At 56.0% G+C, this 21565-nt stretch carries 18 protein-coding genes; 10 read left to right on the top strand and 8 right to left on the bottom strand.

Translation table 11 applies throughout. The features are described 5' to 3' along the window. Window positions 1–94: 94 nt before the first annotated feature. Window positions 95–1528, bottom strand: coding sequence for a glyceraldehyde-3-phosphate dehydrogenase (locus TRICHSKD4_RS16855; RefSeq protein ID WP_040617154.1), 1434 nt, complete (start codon window positions 1526–1528; stop codon window positions 95–97). 463 nt (window positions 1529–1991) lie between these two features. Here TRICHSKD4_RS16855 and TRICHSKD4_RS16850 point away from each other — a divergent pair, with 463 nt between their 5' ends. From TRICHSKD4_RS16850 to TRICHSKD4_RS16820, 7 genes are all read left to right on the top strand, one after another. Next, the gene (locus TRICHSKD4_RS16850) at window positions 1992–2660 is read left to right on the top strand and encodes a GntR family transcriptional regulator (RefSeq protein ID WP_009468084.1); all 669 of its coding nucleotides are present in this window, start codon (window positions 1992–1994) and stop codon (window positions 2658–2660) included. A gap of 296 nt (window positions 2661–2956) precedes the next feature. Next, the gene (locus TRICHSKD4_RS16845; RefSeq protein WP_009468083.1) at window positions 2957–3994 is read left to right on the top strand and encodes a TRAP transporter substrate-binding protein; all 1038 of its coding nucleotides are present in this window, start codon (window positions 2957–2959) and stop codon (window positions 3992–3994) included. Window positions 3995–4011: 17 nt separating this feature from the next. Next, complete coding sequence (locus TRICHSKD4_RS16840) at window positions 4012–4602, top strand: TRAP transporter small permease subunit (RefSeq protein WP_009468082.1); 591 nt, start codon at window positions 4012–4014, stop codon at window positions 4600–4602. Further along, window positions 4595–5938 carry a TRAP transporter large permease subunit gene (locus tag TRICHSKD4_RS16835; protein ID WP_009468081.1) on the top strand — a complete coding sequence of 448 codons (1344 nt, stop codon included), beginning with the start codon at window positions 4595–4597 and terminating at the stop codon, window positions 5936–5938. The genes TRICHSKD4_RS16840 and TRICHSKD4_RS16835 overlap by 8 nt, the downstream gene beginning before the upstream one ends. A gap of 12 nt (window positions 5939–5950) precedes the next feature. Continuing rightward, window positions 5951–6745 (top strand): SDR family oxidoreductase, encoded by a 795-nt coding sequence (locus tag TRICHSKD4_RS16830; RefSeq protein WP_009468080.1) that lies wholly within the window; start codon window positions 5951–5953, stop codon window positions 6743–6745. A gap of 52 nt (window positions 6746–6797) precedes the next feature. Then, complete coding sequence (locus tag TRICHSKD4_RS16825; protein WP_009468079.1) at window positions 6798–7742, top strand: 3-keto-5-aminohexanoate cleavage protein; 945 nt, start codon at window positions 6798–6800, stop codon at window positions 7740–7742. Between the two features lie 42 nt (window positions 7743–7784). Continuing rightward, entirely contained in the window at window positions 7785–8723 is a 939-nt protein-coding gene (locus tag TRICHSKD4_RS16820) for a 3-hydroxyacyl-CoA dehydrogenase (protein WP_009468078.1), read from the top strand. A gap of 132 nt (window positions 8724–8855) precedes the next feature. Here the strand turns inward: TRICHSKD4_RS16820 and TRICHSKD4_RS16815 are convergent, their stop codons facing one another. From TRICHSKD4_RS16815 to TRICHSKD4_RS16800, 4 genes are all read right to left on the bottom strand, one after another. Further along, window positions 8856–9629: an IclR family transcriptional regulator gene (locus tag TRICHSKD4_RS16815; protein ID WP_009468077.1), complete on the bottom strand. Its 774-nt coding sequence runs from the start codon at window positions 9627–9629 to the stop codon at window positions 8856–8858. Window positions 9630–9660: 31 nt separating this feature from the next. Then, window positions 9661–11022 carry a TRAP transporter large permease gene (locus tag TRICHSKD4_RS16810; protein ID WP_009468076.1) on the bottom strand — a complete coding sequence of 454 codons (1362 nt, stop codon included), beginning with the start codon at window positions 11020–11022 and terminating at the stop codon, window positions 9661–9663. Between the two features lie 13 nt (window positions 11023–11035). Then, a complete protein-coding gene (locus TRICHSKD4_RS16805) occupies window positions 11036–11704 on the bottom strand; it encodes a TRAP transporter small permease (protein WP_009468075.1) in 669 nt (222 codons plus the stop codon). Window positions 11705–11797: 93 nt separating this feature from the next. Next, a complete protein-coding gene (locus TRICHSKD4_RS16800; RefSeq protein WP_009468074.1) occupies window positions 11798–13030 on the bottom strand; it encodes a TRAP transporter substrate-binding protein in 1233 nt (410 codons plus the stop codon). Between the two features lie 125 nt (window positions 13031–13155). Between TRICHSKD4_RS16800 and TRICHSKD4_RS16795 the strand changes: the two genes are divergently transcribed. Next, the gene (locus tag TRICHSKD4_RS16795) at window positions 13156–14772 is read left to right on the top strand and encodes a GMC family oxidoreductase (protein ID WP_040617153.1); all 1617 of its coding nucleotides are present in this window, start codon (window positions 13156–13158) and stop codon (window positions 14770–14772) included. 96 nt (window positions 14773–14868) lie between these two features. Here TRICHSKD4_RS16795 and TRICHSKD4_RS16790 read toward each other — a convergent pair whose 3' ends face one another. The 3 genes from TRICHSKD4_RS16790 to TRICHSKD4_RS16780 form a co-directional block, all read right to left on the bottom strand. Next, entirely contained in the window at window positions 14869–16131 is a 1263-nt protein-coding gene (locus tag TRICHSKD4_RS16790; protein ID WP_009468072.1) for an ABC transporter permease subunit, read from the bottom strand. After that, entirely contained in the window at window positions 16128–16934 is an 807-nt protein-coding gene (locus TRICHSKD4_RS16785; protein ID WP_009468071.1) for a taurine ABC transporter ATP-binding protein, read from the bottom strand. Before TRICHSKD4_RS16785 ends, TRICHSKD4_RS16790 begins: the two co-directional genes overlap by 4 nt. 78 nt (window positions 16935–17012) lie before the next feature. Beyond that, window positions 17013–18008 carry an ABC transporter substrate-binding protein gene (locus TRICHSKD4_RS16780; protein ID WP_009468070.1) on the bottom strand — a complete coding sequence of 332 codons (996 nt, stop codon included), beginning with the start codon at window positions 18006–18008 and terminating at the stop codon, window positions 17013–17015. Between the two features lie 320 nt (window positions 18009–18328). Here TRICHSKD4_RS16780 and TRICHSKD4_RS16775 point away from each other — a divergent pair, with 320 nt between their 5' ends. Then, window positions 18329–19708 (top strand): aspartate aminotransferase family protein, encoded by a 1380-nt coding sequence (locus TRICHSKD4_RS16775; protein ID WP_009468068.1) that lies wholly within the window; start codon window positions 18329–18331, stop codon window positions 19706–19708. A 174-nt stretch (window positions 19709–19882) separates the two neighbouring features. Further along, window positions 19883–21352, top strand: coding sequence for a PLP-dependent aminotransferase family protein (locus TRICHSKD4_RS16770; protein ID WP_009468067.1), 1470 nt, complete (start codon window positions 19883–19885; stop codon window positions 21350–21352). The last annotated feature ends 213 nt before the right edge of the window (window positions 21353–21565 follow it).

Here is a 21565-nt window from a genome sequence, read left to right as displayed (position 1 = left end):
CAATTCTCCTGAACGGAGCAAAAAATGCCAACCCGATGTGAACCGATACCGGTTCACGTGCCTAATAAAGTGTCAGACCAACGCTCAGTCTGAATTACGCTGGAACGGATGGATATTTCATCCCGGCAACTTCCTGCATCAGGCGGATCACCTGAGTGCTGTAGCCTGCTTCATTGTCGTACCAGACATAAAGAACGAGGCGGTCCCCATCGACAATCGTGGCTTGACTGTCGACGACACCGGCATGGGTGGAACCGACAAGATCAGAAGATACGAGCTCGGTTGAGGCGGTGTAGTCGATTTGATCCTGATATGGAGACTGGATCGAAATACGGCGCAGGTAGTCGTTCATCTCCTCGTCCGTCGTCTCCCGCTTGAGGTTCAGGTTGAGGATAGCCATGGAGACATTGGGAATAGGAACACGAACAGCGTTGCCGGTCAGTTTGCCCTTCATTTCTGGCAGGCACTTTGCAACGGCACTTGCCGCACCCGTGCTGGTCAACACCATGTTGAGCGGAGCAGACCGCCCCCGGCGATCGCCCTTGTGGTAGTTGTCGATCAGGTTCTGATCGTTGGTGAACGCATGGATGGTCTCCACATGCCCGTTCTCGATCCCGAACTCGTCATTGATCACCTTAAGTACAGGCGTGATTGCATTGGTGGTGCAGGACGCAGCACTCAAGATGTCGTCGTCCTCTGTCACGTCCGTGTGGTTGACGCCATAAACGACGTTCTTGATGTCGCCTTTGCCGGGAGCGGTCAGGATGACTTTTGAGGCTCCTGGACATTTCAGATGCTGGCCGAGGCCCGCTTCATCGCGCCAAATCCCGGTATTGTCGACAATAAGCGCATTGCGAATGCCGTATTTGGTGTAATCCACCTCAGCCGGAGAGCTGGCGTAGATCACCTGAATGTAATTGCCGTTGGCGATGATGGCGTTTTGTTCTTCGTCAACCGTGATCGAGCCGTTGAACGCGCCATGAACGGAGTCGCGCCGCAGAAGGCTGGAACGCTTCTTGAGGTCGCCGTCCTTGCCGCCGCGAACCACAATGGCACGCAGGCGCATTTTGTTACCAGCGCCAACACGTTCAATCAGCATGCGCGCCAGAAGGCGGCCAATACGACCGAAACCGTAAAGCACAACGTCTTGCGGTTCCTGCAGAATGGAATTCTTGCCGGTGTTGATGCTGGCAAGCTGCTCTTGAACGAAGCTGGCAGCGTCGCCGCCGGTCTCCATGAAGCGGTGGCACAACTTTCCAAGGTCCACGCGCGAGGCTGCAAGGTCCAGCTCAAGCATCGCCTTGACGATTTCAAGGCTCTTTGAAACGTCCAGCTCCTGCCCGGTGATCTGTAGGGCGTAGCGGTGGGCCTTGATGATTTCGATCGCGGAGTTGTTCAGCAGCCGACGACCAAATATCCGGATGTTGATGCCGTAATCACGATAGAGGTGACCAACGAGCGGGATCATCTGCTCAGCGGCGGATTGCTGTTCCTTCCAGTTATCGAAGTGATTATCCATAGCCGCCATATCGACCAACTCCTCGCGATAAAATTTAACAATAATCCCGGCAGACCTCCTGCCTGCGAGGGGGTTTAGCTCCAGTGCAAATGCCTTGTCCATAAGCACTTTGACTTTAATCGATTAGAAGTCGGTGAGGCGGCAAATTAGGGATGTTTCTAGTCTTTTTGGGCTTCGTATTCTTACCCGATAGCAGAACAAATAGGAAAAATGTCAGCGGATATAATTCGGCCCAAACGTCTTCGATATAGCAACCCTCAAAGAAAAAAACGCATCTGACCGTGTTTGGGGGCTGTTCGCTGAAAGTGCATTTTTCTTTGAGTACCTGATCTAATTTGTGATGCTATCTGGCCGAAGTGTATCCATCTGTCGGCTGAATTAGATGAGGATTTTCAAATATTTGAAAGAAAATGGATTGGTTGGGGAACCGAATTGTAGATTCTGTCGCCAATAATGTGCGAATAGACAAGGCATGTTCAAGAACGCCAAACCGATCCAAAAAGACAAGCTGCACGATCAGGTCTACGACCGGCTTTGCATGTTGCTGAGAGAAGGTGAGTTCACGCCGGGCCAAGCCGTCCCAGTTGCGCATGTGGCCGAAGCTTTTGGCGTGAGCGCCATGCCGGTGCGTGAGGCGTTGACACGTCTTTTGGCCATCGGCGTTGTTGCCAATGTTTCAGGAAGGTCTGTCGGGGTTCCAGCTCTGGGCTATCCGGAGCTCACGGATCTTAGGAACGTGCGGCTTGAGGTTGAGACGCTTGCGGCGCGTTGGGCAGTCGCCAATCGCGATGCCGCGTTTATCGGCGATCTTGAGGCTTTGCTGGAGCAGCTCGAAACGACAGAACGCTCGGGCGAAGTGCGCGGCTACATCAAGGCAAACTACGAGTTTCACCTGAGATTATACCAGCAGTCCCGCTCGCCGGTGCTGATCGACATTATCAACACTCTGTGGCTTCGGGTCAGCCCGCATCTCTACCAGCTGGAGCGGGAAGACCAGTACAAGGTCTCCAACGAGCAGCACCGCAAGATCGTCGAGGCGATCCGCAAGGGAGATGCTGAGCAAGCATCCGCCTCGCTGCGACAGGATATCTCCGACGCCTATGATGTGCTGGTGCGGGTGTTGTTCTCCACCGAGGCCTGATCGTATTGGTTCTCCGACGAAGGCCAAATTGCTTCGAAGGGCTGCTCGAAGGGCGGCGGCTGCACGCGCAGCGCAATGTGTAGCCGTTGGGCATACGCACAAATTACGATGCGGGATGCCCATGAGTCGACTCACCTTCCACTCCTAATCACTTGAAAAAGAGAAAGAAATATCGCTCACTTCTGCATCTATTGATGTTTGATTTTTGATCAAAAATCAAACATCAATATTGTGAAGCGATTGGTTGGATGGTCCCCGTCGGATTGTCCAAATGGTTGCGGAAACGGGAGGACAAAGTGAGATTTTCAAAAATTGCTACGGCGATGGTAGCCAGTTCGCTGGCATTCGGAGCACCAGCTGTCAGCGCTGATACGCTTGATGTGCACATGAGCATTCCAAAGGACCTGACATTCCTTGCTGAAAGTGCGCAGCTGATGGACGAGACGCTCAGAAAGATGAGCGGAGGGGACGTTGGCTTGAACCTGTTCGGTTCCGGCGAACTCGTTCCGGCCGGTGAAATTCTTGAGAACGTGAGTTCCGGTGCCATTCCCGCAGGCTGGAGTTTCCTCGGGCAGTGGGGAGGAAAAGTTCCAGTTGCTCAGATTGGCGCGACCCCGTTCGGTGCCGGGCCGGAAGCGCTGGCCGCCTGGCTGCATATTGGAGGCGGGCTGGAGATCGTTCAAAAGGGCTTCGACCCGCTGAACGTAAAGGTCCTTGCGTGTCACGTTACCAACCCGGAGCCCGGTGGCTGGTTCAATAAGGAAATCAAGTCCATCGAGGACTTCAACGGCCTCAAGATGCGTATGGCAGGTGTCGGTGCACGGGTGCTGAACGAGTTTGGTGCATCTGCCCAATATCTGCCGGCAAGCGAAATCTATCTTGCGCTTGAGCGTGGTCGTATTGATGCGACCGAGTTTTCGCTGCCGATCATTGACAAGGATTTGGGGTTCAACCAGATCGCCAAATACTACTACTATCCGGGCTGGCACCAACCGGGCAGCGTCGATGTGTTGATGATCAACATGGATGTCTGGAAAGGCATGAGTGGTGAAGATCAGGCAATGTATGAGGCGGCTTGTCAGGTCAGCCTTGGCTGGACCTTGCAATATGCTCCAGCTGCTCAGACGCCACAGATTGAAGAGTTCGAGGCTGGCGGGACGATCGTCAAACGCTTCCCGGATGACGTTCTTGCTGAGCTGCGTATCGCAACCGAACAGGTTCTGAGTTCGGAGGCTGAAAAAGACGCGCTCTACGGTGAAGCCTACAACTCGATGAAGGCGTTTGTCGCGTCCTCGGGGCGTTGGACGGCCCTTCAGACAATTCCGGCTGAGTAACCGGTCGGGCACGAAACATGGACACGCGCCAGAGTGCTCCTGATCGCGCCAATGGCTACATCCGTACGATCCTCACCTGGATCGTGCGGATAGGTCAGGCAGCGGCATGGCTTATCATGCCGATCCTTTTGTTGGTCCTTGCAAGCGTTGTGCTGTCAGCGGCCAAGATTGGAACGATCGCCCGCTGGGAAACAGACATTTTCCTTTTTGGCTCAAAGCTGACGCTTTCCAGCCTTGGTGACCTGCAGTGGCACCTGTTCGGCATTATGTTGATGTTGACCATGGCCGGTGCCCTTGTCAGCGATGCACATGTGAGGGTCGATTTTCTGCGTCAGCACATGAGTGAACGGACAAAGGATATTGTGGACCTGATCGGTCACCTTGCGCTGCTTCTTCCCTTTTGTGCCATCGTGATCATTCACAGCTTTGATTTTGCTACTCGTTCTTTCTCGATGGGGGAAGGGTCGGACTATGACGGTCTGTATGATCGTTTTTTGCTCAAGTCCTTCATGCCGATTGGCTTCGGGTTGCTATTTATCGCAGGAATTGGCCTGAGCATCATCAAATTGCGAGCGCTTTTTGCAAGGAAGGACGCAGCAGATGATTGAGCATATCATACCCCTGTCGATGGTCATTTGCTTGCTGCTGGGGATCTTCAGCGGCTATCCGGTTACCTTCGTTCTTGCCGGTATCGGTATCATCTTCGCCGTTATCGGCGGATTGCCCTTTGCATTCTTGAAAATCGGCGTTTCGCGTATTTATGCGGGCGTGATCGAAAACTGGCTGCTTCTGGCTGTCCCGCTCTTTGTTTTCATGGGTGCGATGCTGGACAAGTCCGGACTGGCCCAGAACCTGCTTTATTCGCTGGAGCGTGCGCTTGGCCGTAAACGCGGCGGTCTTGCGATCTCCGTAGCAGTTCTCGGGATCATTATGGCTGCCAGCACCGGAATTGTTGGTGCCTCGGTTGTTATGTTGAGCACTCTGGCCCTGCCGATCATGCTGCGCGAGAAATACAGGCCCGAATTGGCTGTTGGCACAATTGCAGCCTCGGGAACGCTCGGTATTCTAATTCCGCCGTCGATCATGCTGGTGCTGGTGGGAGACATCCTGCAGATCTCGGTCGGAGAACTTTTTCTAGGAGCGATTGTTCCCGGGCTTCTGCTTGGCGGTCTCTATATCGCCTACATCATCTACGTCGCGCTGACCAAGCCGCACCACGCCCCGGTGTCAACCAGCCGGGCAGATAATGGCTCCCTCTTTCTAGCCCTTTTGAAGGATCTATTCGCTCCGTTGGTATTGATCCTGACAGTCCTTGGGTCAATCGCAACAGGAACCGCAACCCCAACCGAGGCGGCAGGGCTTGGTGCAATCTGCGCAATGATCCTTGCGGCGCTTAATGGCAAGCTGTCGCGGGAGACGTTGTCCGACTGTGTCCGGGAAACGGGGAGCACTTCGGCGATGATCCTCGGGGTTCTGATTGGTGCAACTATCTTTGGCATGGTCTTCAAGGGCCTCAAAGGTGACCGAATGATCGAAAATGCCATCTTGCATTTCGACCTTGGCGCCTATGGCACGCTCGGTATCCTGCTGGTTCTGATCTTTGTGATGGGCTTCTTTCTGGAGTGGGTCGAGATCAGCTTCATTGTGCTACCGCTCTTCGCTCCGATTGTAGCAGCGCTTGATTTCGGGCTTGGGCTTTCCCAGCAGGAACAACTTCTGTGGTTTGCCATGTTGGTGGCCGTTAATCTTCAGACCAGTTTCCTGACGCCGCCTTTTGGCTACTCCCTGTTTTATCTAAAGGGAGTTGCACCGCCAGAAATCACCATTCGCACAATCTATCGAGGCATTATTCCATTTGTCGGTCTGCAGCTTGCAGGACTTCTCATGCTGGTTATCTGGCCCGGTCTGGTCCTGTGGGTGCCGAATGCAGTCTTTGGAAATTAGGGATCAGAAATTATGGATGTCCAATCGAATGAAAGTCCAGCAAGCAATGATCCCTATCGGGCCTCCTTGCGCTTGCCAGGTCTGATGGCCAAACGGATCGTGGTCACTGCCGGGGCAGGGGGCATAGGCCTTGCCATTGCCAAGGCACTACATGCGCAAGGGGCGCGGGTTGCCATCTGCGATGTGGATGAAAACGCGCTCGCTCTGGCCAGCGGGCAGCTGGGGAATTGTCTCGCAATTCGAGCTGATGTGTCTGATGAGGCGTCCGTTGATAGGTTTTTTGATGCTGTTCAGGAGCAATTCAATGGACTTGACGCACTCGTAAACAATGCTGGGATCGCGGGGCCGACAGGTGGTGTTGAGGACATTTTACCGTCGGATTGGCGGCAGTGCGTCGATGTTTGCCTGACCGGGCAGTTTCTATGTGCCCGCCGTGCAGTTCCCCTGATGAAGAAAAGCGGCGGCGGGGCCATGGTCAACATGTCTTCTGCTGCAGGAAAACACGGCTATGCATATAGGACGCCATATTCGGCAGCGAAGTTCGGCGTCATCGGCTTCACGCAAAGCCTTGCCAAGGAGCTTGGGCCGGACAACATCCGCGTGAATGCCATTTTGCCGGGCATCGTCGAGGGGCCCCGGATTGAAGGCGTTATACGTGACCGAGCGGCGGTGACGGGTGTCAGTTATGAGGATATGAAAGACCAGTATTTGAGCCGGATATCGCTGCGAAAGATGGTGACGGCAGATGAGGTGGCGGCGACTGTTGCCTTCCTGATTTCGGATGCTGGTGCGAACATTTCCGGCTAATCCCTTTGTGTCGATGGCAACGTAGAAGTGCTTTGATCTCGGATAGAAAAACATGACAAAATCAAACGAACTTGCAGGCAAGGTCATCATCACCTGCGCCATAACAGGCGCTATCCATACGCCCTCCATGTCGCCCTATCTGCCGGTGACGCCGGACGAGATCGCAAGCGAAGCACTGGCTGCGGCCGAAGCGGGTGCTGCGGTCCTTCACCTCCATGCGCGAAATCCCGAGGATGGGCGGCCAGACCAGACACCGGAGGGCTTTGCGCCGTTTCTGTCACGGGTGAAACAGGGGACAAACGCGGTGGTGAACATCACCACCGGCGGCAGCCCCTATATGAGCGTGAAAGAGCGCGCCGCCCCGGCAGCCAAATTTCAGCCGGAACTCGCCTCGCTCAACTTGGGGTCCATGAATTTCGGTCTGTATCCGATGCTCAAGCGTTTCAATGAGTTTCAACACGATTGGGAGCGGGAGCATCTGGAAGGGTCTCGGGATCTTGTCTTCCGCAATTCGTTCAAAGACATCGAGTATGTGCTGGACACCTGTTACGGGAATGGAACCCGTTTCGAGTTCGAGTGCTACGACATTTCCCATCTCTACAATCTGGCTCATTTCGCGGATCGCGGGCTGGTGAAGGCGCCGTTCTTTGTCCAGTCGGTGTTCGGGCTTCTTGGCGGGATTGGCCCGCATCATGAAGACGTCATGCACATGAAACGAACGGCGGACCGGCTGTTTGGTTCCGACTATCGCTGGTCGGTTCTGGGGGCAGGGGCCAACCAGTTCCGCATTGCCGCGCAAGCCATCACGCTCGAGGGCAATGTCCGGGTCGGGCTGGAAGACAGCCTGTGGGCCGGCAAGGGCGAATTGGCGAAATCAAATGCGGTTCAGGTGACCAAGGTGAAAAACCTGATTGAGGGGCTCGGCCTTCAGGTCGCAACGCCGGATGAAGCCCGCCAGATCCTCTCCCTCAAGGGCGGTGATCAGGTGGCCTTTTGAGATTGTGAGAGCGGCAAAAACGCCAGAACACGGGACAGGATCATGGAAAAGGTTGCAGTTGTCGGGGCCGGGTTGATTGGGCAGGGATGGGCCGCGGTGTTTGCTCAGGCCGGGTATCAGGTTACGCTGCACGATGTGTCTGAAAATGCTCTCGATAAAGCCTTGAGCGCCATGCAAACCCGCATCGGCGACATGGCGGAATATGATCTGATCGACCGTGGTGAAACAGACGTGGTGCTGAGCCGGATAACCGCGTCGCCAAGCCTTGAAGGCGCACTGGACGGCGCGGTCTATGTTCAGGAAAATGGACCGGAAAATGTTGACATCAAGCGTGAGTTGACGACGCGGATCGATGCCATTGCAGCGCCGGGAGTTCCCATCTGCAGTTCCACCTCCGGCATTTCCGCCTCGCGCTATTGCGAGAACATTGCGGGCCGGAACCGCTGTCTGGTGGCCCATCCGATCAATCCACCCCATCTCATTCCCGCCGTTGAAATCGTACCAACGCCGTGGACGGTGGACGAGGTCGTTGCACGTGTCAGGGGCTTGTTGATCCGCTGCAAGCGCCAAACCATCACGTTGACGAAAGAAATCGACGGCTTTGTCGTGAACCGCCTGCAAGGAGCCCTGCTTGAAGAAGCCTTCAAGCTGGTGGGCAGCGGTATTGTTTCAGTTGAAGATCTCGACAAGGCCATCTGCGACGGTCTTGGCCTGCGCTGGTCCTTCATGGGGCCGATGCAGACCATCCATCTCAATGCGCCCGGGGGCGTTACACAATATGTCGAGCGCTACGCCGCAATGTATCGTGGTTTCGGCGTCGGTCCGCAGGATGCTGCCGACTGGACAAAGGTTGTTGAAGGTGGGCTGGCCCGTGACCTTGAGCAAAAGACACCGATTAAAAACATCGCGCAAGCCCAAGTCGAACGCGATAGATCGCTAATGGCACTCCTGCGTGACAACACCCCTAAAAGGGACGCGTGAAATCCGTCCAAGACGGGAAACCTTGCAAACTTAACGAAACAATTTGGCAATACAGCCAAAATCACTTCCTTATGCAATTAACCAATTCTGGCTCATAGGCGCTGAGTGGGATAAATAAATTATGACAGCTTCCTATTCGCCGGTCAGAAGGTTTGAAAGTCGGGCGGCAGCTTCCGTCAACTTATCGACATGCTTTACTGCGGCATCAAGCGAGAGGCGCTGTTCAGGAGCGTGGAACGAGAGGGTGGAGACGAGCCGCTTGTTTGAATCGGAGATCGGAACTGCAATCGCGATCATCTCTTCCATGAATTCACCGTTGTCGGTCGCATAACCACGATCCTTGACGGCTTTCGTCTCGGCGACCAGCGCTTCCGGATCGGTAATCGTCTTTTGGGTGCGGCCTTCCAGAATGGCGGACCCGGCATAGTTTTTCAGGTGCCTGCGATCCAGCGTGCTCAAATACATCTTACCGCTGGCCGTGCAATAGAATGGAACGCGAGACCCGATCGGCAGCTGAATGCGAAGGGGCCATTTCGTCTCCACACGGTCCAGATAAACCATCGCATCACGGTCGGGGATAGCGATGTTGCAGGTCTCTCCAATGCGTTCGGCAAGTTCGTTCAGGATGGCAACCCGTGCTGTCCTGATCCTCAGTGAGGAAAGAATGCCGGTAGACATTTTCCGTAGGCGTTGGCCCGGCGAGTATCCCCTTCCATCAATCTCTCGCTGGATGAAGCCTTCGCTTTCCAGCGTGCTGAACAGGCGGTGGATCGTGGGCTTGGGAAGGCCGAGCTTCTGATTGACCTCGGTCGGCGTTACCGGAACACCGGCTTCTGCCAGCTCCTCCAGAACAAGGAGAAGACGAAGGCTGGGCGGGACGGACCCTTCTGAATTTTCGTCTGCCATACTTCCCCCAACCTGAAACACCTTATGCTTCTTAGCCGCTTGGTATGAGAATCGTCGAGAGCACCGGGACTAGAGCGATAGTTATCCACACTGCCAGAAGGGCAAAAAGGTAAGGAACCGTATAGCGAAGCAGGCGGAAATAGGGAACACCCGTGACGCCAGAGGCGACGTAAAGGTTCAGGCCATAGGGCGGTGTAATAAACCCGATCGACGCGCCAACGAGGAAAATCACGGCAAACTGGACCGGCTCGACACCAACCGAATGGGCGATCGGTGCGAGGATCGGCGCAAGAATGATCGTGACGGGTAGGCTTTCCAAAACCATTCCGGCGACGAAGACAATGGCCATCGAGGTGAACAGGACAGCGTGATAGCCGCCCATGCCCCTCACAAAGTCACCGATGAACTGCTGAGCACCGAGAACCGACAGGATCTGCTGCATGACAACGGACACGGCAATCAGCGGGGCCAGAATACCCGCAATCTGGGCAGAGCGCATGGTGATGGAGGGAACTTCGCGAGGACCAAAGCCCTGAACCACGAGATATTCGCCGATCCCGCGTTCGCGGAAATCCCGGTCTTCCGACCCCGCACCCATCATCTTGTGGATCGGCAGGCTGACAAACCCGGCGATGATGCAAAAACCCACAGTCACTCCGGCAGCTTCTGTTGGCGAGAACTTGCCAGTGTAGATGCCCCAAAGCACAAGGCCGATAGCAAAGAACCCGAGCCAGGCTCCGACACCCGTTTTGAAGACCCGCGCGAACTCAAGTTTTATAAGATAGCCCCATCCCATGCGGGTGCAGTAGATGAAAGCGACCAGCATCATCGCGCTGACCATCATGGTGCCGGGAATGATGCCTGCTAGAAACAGCTCGGAAATCGGCAGGTTCATCAGGAAGCCATAAACGATGAAGATGATCGACGGTGGGATGATGATGCCAACTGTGCCGCCAGCCGCAGACGTTGCTGCCGAAAAGCGCTCGTCATATCCGCCTTTCACCATTTCCGGATGCAGCATGGACCCGATGGTGGCGGTTGTTGCCGAGTTCGATCCCGAGATGGCAGCAAAGAGACCACAGGCGCCGAGAGCGGCCATGGCAAGTCCGCCGCGCAGCCAACCAAGGCACGCATAGGCAAAATCGGACAGTCGCCGGGCAATGCCAGACCGGTTGATCAGGTCGCCGGTCAGGATGAACAGCGGCATGGCCAGAAGCGCAAAGCCGTCAGTAAAGACATCGGCCAGAGCTGCGCCGGTGTTAATCAGGGGCAGGTCCAGCACAAAGCTCATGCCAATGACCCAATAGCCGATGACCAGAAAAACCGGCACGCCCAGCATGAAGAAGATTGTGACACCAATTGAAATCAAGGTGATCCAGGTACCGTCTGTCATTTATGCGCACTCCCTAGTCCGAACCGATGGCAACGGCGGCGATCAAAGGGGCGCCGGTTCTGTAGTTCTTGAAATCTTCCAGCCAGTTTTCCATGGCGCGGGCCGTAATCAAGATGAAGCTGATCGGCACGGAGATGAGGAACCACCATTGCAGCACATTGTCCGTCCCGAGCAGGATCTGGAAATTGGCAGCAGAATTGGCCGTGACCTGTGTCGATGTGACAACAACCACACATGAAAAGCCGATCCACAACAACGCGTCCAGCGTCAGACAGGCAAACTGCAGCGGCCGCGGCATGAGCGAACGAAACTCGGCAAAACCCAGATGCGTCCTGAGCTTCACATTGTAGGCGCATCCGGCCCAGGTCATGATCAGGAAGAGGAAGGGCGGTAGGGTAGTGGACCATGGTGCCTGCTGATTCAGGATGAACCGGCGAAACACCTCCACGAAGATAATGGCGCCTATCAGGAGATAGGTCGACACCATTACCGAGGACTCCAGCTTTCGCTCGATCCACGGAACATGCTTGTAAAGCAGCAGGACAATGGCACCGCCGAGCAATGTGGCGATGCCTCCAATGACCCAGGCTGCATCTGCTCTCAACGCTTCGCTAATCATCCAAGAGTCGTTCGACAGGATTGCGTTGAAAATTTCCGCAACTTCACTTGCAAATGTGGTCACGACCGCCCCTCCCAAAAGCCGGTTATGAATGGTTCTTTATATTTGTGAAAAATGTGGCGGCAGGCGAGTGTCCTGCCGCCACTGTCCGGGAGTTTAAGCCTTCCACCAGCGGCGTGGCTCGACGTTTTCCGGCTTCATGTCTGCCGGAACTTCACGAGCAACACGGTGCAGTTCGGTATAGGTGTCGAGTCCTCCCGCCCAGTTGTTGATGCGCTCACGCCACTGCGACCACGGTTCCGGATTGAACTCTGGCGAGCACATCTCCTCTGCCAGCTTGATCTGCTCATCAGCAAGGAAGGCCGGACGGACGTCGAACTCGTCAAACAGGGTGCCCGGCATGACCGGATTCGAGAAGCCAACGGTCTTGACGAGCGCTGCTTCGTTGGCCGCCTGAACGTGAACCTGTGCAAGATAGGCAGATTCCATGACGGCATCCTGCAAATGACCGTCGAGGCTGTCGAACACCTTGGCCGACATGGAGGTGTGCTCCGTGCCACAGAAGAAGCGCAGGTCAACGGACTGCGAGACAAACGGCGACATGTTGGCATAGGCAACAGCCGATGCCCATGTTTCTGCACCGTCAATTAGGCCGGTCTTCAGGCCATCAAGCGTTTCTTCCCAGGCAACCGGTACCGGGTTGAGGTTCAAAAGCTGCATGGCGATACGCCCGAGCTGTGTGCCGGTGACGCGGTTCTTGGTTCCAAACAGCTCTTCCAGCTTTGTGACGGTCGGCTTGTCGGCGAAGGATTGGCCAAGCTGAATGCCGCGCAGCTCGCAGTGGCTGAACAGGAACTTCAGGCCGTGACGCTTTTCCAGGGGCTCGCGCAGGATCTTGTTGGATTCCGGGCTGTACAGGAAGTGGTACTGGGACGCGCGGCCCGGGAATACATAGGCATAGTCCAGCACGTTAAGGTAAGGGGCGCCGCCTGCCGAGTTCTGGGTTGATGCCGCGTAAATGTCGACGATGCCGTTCTGGGTCTTCTCGACGCAGGACAGCTGACCGCAGATCTGGGTGTCACCGATGAATTCGACCCGGATCTCCCCGTCCGTGCGCTCTTCAAGGTCACGTGCAAATTCAAGGCAGCCTGCGCGCTCGATCAAAAGGTTACGGGCGTTGAAACCGGCAGCGCCGAATTTCAGCGTGTGTTTGGCTTCTTTGGCATAGCGCTTCTGGTAGCTGGACTCCGCTGCCTTGGCCAGTGAGCTCAGAGATACGCTGCCTCCAAGCGCACCTGCGGCCAGCAGCGTGGACGACAAACCGTATTGCCCGGCAACCTTGAAAAGGTCGCGGCGCGAAATTTCACGCAGTTTATCAGATACTTTCATGAACTCTCCTCCCATGTTCATAAATTAGTATTTTTGATACTTGTGGTATCATTTTTAGTCGATTATGAATAATGCCGCAAGGGAAACTTAACAACGATATTTTCAGCAGGGCCGGTGTTCCGAAAATGCAAGCAAAACGAGCTGATTACATTGTGGTTGGAGGTGGATCGGCAGGCTGCGTGCTGGCAAATCGCCTGAGCAGGGACCCCAAAAACAGCGTTGTCTTGCTGGAAGCCGGGCCTCGCGACTGGAATCCCTGGATCCATGTGCCGGTCGGATATTTCAAGACCATGCATAACCCGTCCGTGGACTGGTGTTACCGCACAGACAAGGACAAGGGGCTGAATGGTCGGGCGATCGATTGGCCACGCGGAAAGGTGCTGGGAGGCTCCTCGTCGCTGAACGGTCTGCTGTATGTACGCGGCCAGAAGGAAGACTATGACCGCTGGCGGCAGATGGGCAATGAAGGCTGGGGCTGGGACGATGTCCTGCCCCTTTTCAAGCGGTCCGAAAATCAGGAACGCGGCGCCGACCCCTTTCATGGCGACAAGGGCGAACTGTCCGTCTCGAACATGCGCCTGCAACGGCCGATCTGTGACGCATGGGTGGCGGCGGCTCAGGCGGCGGGCTATCCGTTCAATCCGGACTACAATGGTGAAACACAGGAGGGGGTCGGTTATTTCCAGCTGACGACGAGAAACGGCAGACGCTGCAGTTCTGCTGTCGCCTTTCTCAATCCCGCCAGAAGTCGGCCCAACCTGACGATCATCACCAATGCGCTCGTTCACCGGATCGTGGTCGAGGACGGTCGGGCAACAGGGGTGGTGTATTCCGGAAAATCGGGTGTCGAACAGACGATTGCCAGTGACCGGGAGGTCATTGTTTCGGGCGGTGCGATCAACTCCCCGCAAATCCTGATGTTGTCCGGGCTTGGTGATGCGGAGCAGCTGAAGCAAAACGGCATTGATGTGGTCGCCCACATACCTGCGGTCGGCAGGAACATGCAGGACCACCTGCAGGCACGGCTTGTGTTTAAATGCAACGAACCGACCCTGAATGATGAGGTGCGCAGCCTATACAATCAGGCGCGGATCGCTTTGAAGTACGCGCTGTTTCGCTCAGGTCCGATGACTATGGCGGCCAGTCTGGCCGTCGGCTTCATCAAAACCGGACCGCATGTCGAGACGCCCGATATCCAGTTTCATGTGCAGCCGTGGTCTGCGGATAGTCCCGGTGAGGGCGTGCATCCGTTTTCCGCCTTCACCATGTCGGTCTGTCAGCTCCGGCCTGAAAGCCGCGGGGAGATTAAGTTGCAAGGGCCCGATCCTCGGACCTATCCGAAGATCATTCCGAATTATCTTTCAACGGAGCTTGATTGCCGAACCATCGTCGAGGGCGTGAAGATCGCCCGTAAGATTGCACGGCACGCACCTCTGACATCCAAGGTCTCCGAAGAATTACGTCCCACCAAAGCGCTGGAGATGGACGATTACGAAGGATCACTGGACTGGGCCCGCAGCAATTCCACGTCAATCTACCACCCAACAGGCACCTGCCGGATGGGGGAGGGAAGCAATTCTGTGGTCGATGCCCGTTTGAGGGTCCATGGCATACGGGGATTGCGGGTAGCCGATTGTTCCATCATGCCGGAAATTGTCAGTGGCAATACAAACGCTCCGGCGATCATGATCGGCGAGAAGGCCAGCGACATGATCCTTGAGGACGCTGCTCAGGCAAACTGAAATTTCCGAGGCTCGGTCCTGACCCTAGCCAGAAACTTGAAAAGCGCGCCGATGTCTGGTGCGCCTCTCTTTTTTGTCCGAGAAAATAGGGCGTCTTCAGGAGCGCCCTTTCCACGGAACCAGCAAGCGCTCGGCCATCCGCATCAGGATGTCGATGCTGTAGCCGACGATCCCGATCAGAATGATCCCCATCAACACGATATCGGTCAGCTGGAATTTTGAAGCTGCGATGATCATCATGCCGGCTCCCTTTTGCGCGGCAACCAGTTCGGCAGCTACCACCGTTCCCCAGCATACGCCCATGGCGACACGGGCCCCAGTGAAGATCTCTGGCAGGGAGTTTGGAACAATTATATGCCACAGGATCTGTGTCTTGCTGGCTCCGAGCGAATACGCCGCGTGAACCTTGGTGATGTTGACGCCCGAAACACCGGCTCTTGCGGCGATTGTCATGATCCAGAGAGCGGCAAGGAACAATAGCGCGATCTTGCCTGTCTCCCATATGCCGAACCAGATTATGACAAGCGGGATCAGGGCTAGTGGCGGAACAGGCCGCATGAACTCCACGATCGGGTCGAACCACCCGCGCACCCAGCTGGAGAGCCCCATGGCATAGCCGAGCGGAATACCAATCAGGGACCCGAGAAGGAAACCGCCGATTACACGCAGAAGGGAAGAGCCCAGATGCTCCCACAAGGTGAAGTTCTGATAGCCCTCAGAGGCGATTTCACCAAAGCGCTTCACCACAGCTTCCGGGGATGGCATCCAGATCGGTTCCATCTGGAGACCCTTTTCAGGCTGGAAGCTGAGGGATCCCTTGGCCGTCATGGTCACCTGACCATCTGCGACATCCACTGTTTCGCCCGGCGCGATCGGCTTGCCGTTAATGGCGGTGACATTGGCGTCGTCCCCATCGTTGCGGGTTGCCTTTATAAGCACTGAACGCCAGGCGCCAACGGTTGCCGCATCATCTTGGGCAAAGCCGTCACGCGCTGCAGGTACTGGTTTTTCGACATCCTCACCGGGATCATGAACGATCACGGTAACAGTGGCGTCCCCGGTATTCCCGGAGCCATCAGTCGCTGTGTAGGTGAACTGCGTTTCGCCAATGAATGGGCCAGGAACGTGGATCGGAACCAGCCTGGATCCGGTGAATGCACCCCAGATGAGAAACACCACGATGATCGAGATGATGGAGGCGGTGCGGTCTGGGCGGATTGCGCTTTCATCACCGAAGGTGACCGTTTTCAGGCTGGTGAAATCCTGCGCCTGCTGGCGGCGGGAGACAATGTATCTGACACCGAAATAGGCCAGCAGAAACAGGGCGACATAGACGAAAAGGACAACAAGACCGGTCATGCTGCTGTCTCCGATCTGCCCATGATTTCTTCTTCCATCTCCCAGATCATGGAGAGGATTTCCTCGCGGGTCTCCGCAAAGCCTTCGCTCTTCTTGACCTCCCTGAGGTCATTGTCGACACCGCGCTCGGCAAAGGGAAGGCGATACTCCTTGTGAATGCGTCCGGGGCGCGGGGCCATCACTAGCAGCCGTTCGCCCAGAAGCAGGGCCTCTTCCACGGAGTGGGTAATCAGAATCACGGTCTTGCCGGTTTCCTTCCAGAGCTTCAGCACAAGGCCCTGCATCTTCTCGCGGGTCAGGGCATCGAGGGCACCAAGCGGCTCGTCCATCAGGATCACGTCGGGATCATTGGCAAGGCAGCGGGCGAGGGCCACGCGCTGCTGCATCCCGCCGGACAGTTCATAGACTGCCTTTTCCTTGAAATCCCTCAGGCCGACGGTTTCCAGCAGGCGATTGGAAATCCCGTTGCGCTCGGCCTTCGGCATGCCTTTCATGCGCGGACCGAAGTCCACGTTCTCGCGAACATTCATCCACTCGAACAGGGCGCCTTTCTGAAACACCATGCCGCGCTCTGCAGCAGGGCCCGTCACCACATGGCCGTTCATGCGGACCTGACCGCTGGTCGGGGCCAGAAATCCTGCAACGATGTTCAAAAGTGTTGTCTTTCCGCAGCCGGACGGTCCGAGGATAGACATGATCTCCCCCTTGCGAAGATCAATGGATACGTCCTGAAGTGCCTGAACGTGGCTCCCGTTCGGCAGGTCAAAACGCATGGAAACATTTTCAATATGAAGGCCACCCATAGGCTGCATTCTCCTGCAGTTTGAGACATGAAACATGGGGGTGGCCGCTGGCCACCCCGCGTCTTGCAGGACTGCGGTTTATTGCGAACCGGCTGCTGCCAGATAGCTGGCATCGACGGCGGCAGTGTAGGTGTCGAGAGCCTCGGGGATGGACCCGGCTCCCTGGAACACGTCTGCGACGCCGAGCATGAAGTTCTGGACGTTGCCATCCATCCACTTCGCGCTGAGGGTTTCCTCAAGCGTCGGGAAGGTGTCGATGGTCGACTCCGTGTCTGCCAGCTCCATACCGGCATCCTTGGCGATTACTTCCAGCATATCGGCCCGGTTGTCGCCCGCGCGCCACATGGAATTTGCGTCAGCCGTGACTTTCAGGAACTTGGTCAGGAGTTCGCCTTCCTTGGAGGCAAAGTCGGAAGGAACACTGATGCCGTCAAAAACGAGAATGCCGAGTTCTTCCTTTTCCGCACCTGTCAGCAACACGTTGCCATGTTCCTTCATCCGGCGAAGCGCACCGCCCCAGCCGCACACCATGTCGAGGTTGCCTTGTGCAAAGGCGGCAGCTCCGTCCGCCGGGGCCATGTCGACGAGTTCCATGCTAGTGATGTCGACATTGAAATGCTTCATCTGCTCAAGGAAACCGAAATGGGCAGCGGTGCCAATCGGCACGCCGACCTTCTTGCCTTCCAGTTCGTTGGCATTGGTCTTGTCGATTTCGAGGGCTTCGGCGACAACGCAGTTGTCGTTTTCCGAGTAGCTGACGGCAACGTCGACCACCAGGAGGTCCTGTCCTGCGGAGGCTGCGACCACGAAGGGCGGAACTCCCTGGCTCACAGCGATCTGGACATCACCGGATGCCATGGCGGCAGACATCGCCGTGCCGGTGTCGAACGATACCCATTTGATCGGAACGCCCAGCTCCTTTTCGTATGTGCCCTTAACCTTCGCGTACTGGAACGGCATCGGCCACTCCAGGAAGTATGCGACGGTCAGCTCCTCTGCTGCATGTGAAACCTGTACGCCGCTGATCACGGAAAGCGCAGCCAACGTACCAAGTAGCTTTGATTTGATGGTCATAGATTTCCCCATTGTTCCCAGAACTGGCGCAGGCACGCGGATTATTCCGTCTTATGACCGTGATTTTTCACCACGGCTTTCCTGCGTAGGGAAAAATGGTCGCGGCTGACGGGCCGTCTGACAATAGAAACAGTGGACTGGACCTAAGGTAAGTTCAGAACTGGCCCTATATGTTGCTCAAAACGCGTGCAGTTTGATTTGGAGGTAAGCAGGACGTGGAGATGAATAGGGCGGAGTGATCTTTCCCGTCACTTGCTCCGGCGAGCTTTTCAAAACACCGAGTATTTGTTGGTGGCGACTTGGCACGAAAGGAAAATGTCATGAATATTGCATCATCGCCGAATGATCTGACTGACGTTATTGAGGCTGATCGTGCCCATGTCTGGCACCATCTCCTACAGCACAAGTCGCTTGAGACCAACGATCCGAAAATCATGGTCGAGGGAAAGGGTATGCGCCTTTGGGATGCGACGGGTCGGGAGCATCTGGATGGCGTATCTGGCGGGGTCTGGACGGTCAATGTTGGTTATGGCCGCGAGAGCATTGCCAATGCGGTGCGCGACCAGCTGATCAAACTGAATTATTTTGCCAATTCCGCAGGGTCCATCCCCGGTGCCCGATTTTCCGAGCGCCTGATCTCGAAGATGCCGGGCATGAGCCGAGTATACCTGATCAACTCCGGCACAGAAGCCAACGAAAAGGCCTTCAAGATGATCCGCCAGATCGCTCACAAGCGTCATGGCGGCAAGAAGCACAAGATCCTGTTCCGCGAGCGGGATTATCACGGGTCCTCTATCAGCGCGATTTCTGCCGGCGGGCAGCCGGAGCGCAACGCCCAGTACGGGCCTTATACTCCGGGTTTCGTGGAGGTGCCGCATTGCTGCGAATACCGCGCCCAGTGGGACACGGAAGCCTACGGCGAACGCGCCGCACACGCGATTGAGGAAGTGGTACTGCGGGAAGGGCCGGATACGGTCGGTGCGATCTGTCTTGAACCGGTAACCGCCGGTGGCGGAGTGATCACCCCGCCAAAGGGCTACTGGGAGCGGGTTCAGGAAATCTGCGAAAAATACGAAATCCTGATCCATCTCGACGAAGTGGTGTGCGGCATCGGGCGAACCGGTAAGTGGTTCGGGTATCAGCATTACGGCATCAAGCCGGACTTCGTGACCATGGCGAAGGGCGTGGCCTCGGGCTATGCCGCCGTTGCCTGCCTTGTGACGACCGAAAAGGTCTTCGACATGTTCAAGGACGATCCGTCCGATCACATGAGCCATTTCCGCGATATCTCCACCTATGGCGGATGCACCGCCGGGCCGGCAGCTGCGCTGGAGAACATGCGGATCATCGAAGACGAAAACCTTCTCGACAACACCACGGCCATGGGCGCGCGCCTGATGGACAATCTCCATGCCCTGCAGGAAAAGCATCGCGCCGTCGGTGACGTCCGCGGTCTTGGTCTCTTCTGTGGGCTGGAACTGGTGGCGGACCGGGCCACAAAGGAACCGGCAGCCGAGAAGCTGGTTCAGGCGGTGGTTGGCGAATGCATGGCACAAAACGTCATCATCGGAGCCACGAACCGCGCTCTTCCGGGCCTCAACAACACACTCTGCCTGTCACCGGCCCTGATTGCGACGACGGATGACATTGATCAGATCACCAGCGCTATCGATGTCGCGCTGACACGGGTTTTCGGCTGACACTCGCATCGATTACTCCCTTTAGCCGAAGAACTGTGGCGGCCTCGTGCCGCCACATTTTTATGGTTTCCGTAGAGTGATTTGACGTTGTTGGCAGAATCATATTGTAAGAGTTGTCAGGTCTTGTGTGTTTCTGTTTAATGGTGCCAGTAGGTTCTTGAAATAAGGCCAGTTATGGCGATCCCGGCAGAAACCTTTTTCCTTCGGCCCGACAGTGAAACAACGCTTCAGCACCAGATTCAGCGGCTGATTGTGGAGGCGATCCTCTCCGGCAGGTGCCTGCCAGGTGAGAAGATGCCATCCAGCCGAAAGCTTGCCGATCATCTCGGCGTTGCGCGCATCACCGTAACAATTGCCTATACGGAACTGGTATCAAACGAGTATCTGATTTCCCGCGGACGCTCCGGCTATTTCGTTGCAAACACTGCACCGAGCCGTCCGAAGTTTGAGCTTCCCGCGCAAGGCGAAGCCAATCAGATCGATTGGTCCCGCGTGATCAGTCAGCGCTTTTCCGACGAGGTTCCACTCGTGCGTCCGTCCAACTGGCGCGATTACAAGTACCCCTTCATTTACGGACAATCTGATCCGAGCCTGTTTGACCACAGCAATTGGCGGACATGCGCATTACAGGCGGTCGGGCGCAAGGACTTCGATATTCTGGCAACGGACTATTACGAGCGGGACGACCCCATGCTCGTTGAGTTCATTGCGCGGCAAATCCTGCCAAGGCGCGGTATTGCCGCAAAGCCGGAAGAAATCCTCATCACGTTGGGCGCGCAAAACGCGCTCTGGATCACCGCGCAACTGCTGTTGACCCAGCGCCGGGTCGCCGTGATCGAAAACCCGTGCTTTCCGGGGTTGCGGCAGATCCTCAATCAGACTAGATGCAATACAGTTTTGGTTGATGTGGATGCGGCAGGGCTCCCGCCGGAAAAACTTCCAGCGCAGATCGACGTTGTCTTCACCACTCCAAGCCACCATTGCCCGAGCAATGCGACGATGCCGGTATCCCGTCGTCATGCGCTGTTGAAACTTGCCGCCCGAAACGGCTTCGTGATTGTTGAAGATGATTACGAGTTCGAGATTTCCTTCCTCAAGTCGCCATCTCCTGCGCTCAAGTCCCTCGATCAAAGTGGGTCAGTGATCTACACGGGGTCCTTTTCCAAATCACTTTTTCCCGGCCTTCGGCTAGGATATCTTGTGGCCCCGGAACCTTTCGTTCGCGAGGCAAGGGCCTTGCGGTCATCGGTGCTGCGCCATCCTCCCGGCCTGATCCAGCGCACGGCGGCCTACTTTCTCTCTCTCGGACACTACGATGCGCAGATCGCCCGCATGGGCCGGATCTACCAGAAGCGCCGGTCTCTCATGGAACAGTGCATGGCGGAAAACGGACTCTTGATGCCGAGGCAGGGGACCTTTGGCGGTTCGTCCTTCTGGATGCGCACGCCGGAGGATATCGACAGTTCCGAGCTGGCACTCAACCTGCGTAATGACGGCGTGCTGATCGAACCGGGACGCGCCTTCTTTGCCAGGAACAGCGAGGTGCCGGGATACTATCGCCTTGCCTACTCCTCCATCCCGTCAGCCAATATTCCCGAAGGAATGGCCCTGATTGCAAAGCGGATTGGCGAAGCAATGCGATGAGGGGGCGGGAGTTCCGGTCTGGATCACAAAACCAGATGCCGGAAAACCGAAATCAGGTTTTCAGTGGAGGCCGGTAGAAAATCTCAGGGGCTGTCCTTCTGGGTTAATGTTTTGGATAAATTCACAAAAAATGAGACTATGGTTATCAAAATAAAATTCACGTGTCGAAAAAGGCCGTGATTCCAAGTTGAGGTGGTTGGGGGCGGTCTAGAG

Origin of the sequence: Roseibium sp. TrichSKD4 (assembly GCF_000148725.1) — a bacterium.
In the GTDB taxonomy this organism is placed as follows: Bacteria; Pseudomonadota; Alphaproteobacteria; order Rhizobiales; family Stappiaceae; genus Roseibium.
This window is presented reverse-complemented; position numbering and strand designations above follow the sequence as displayed.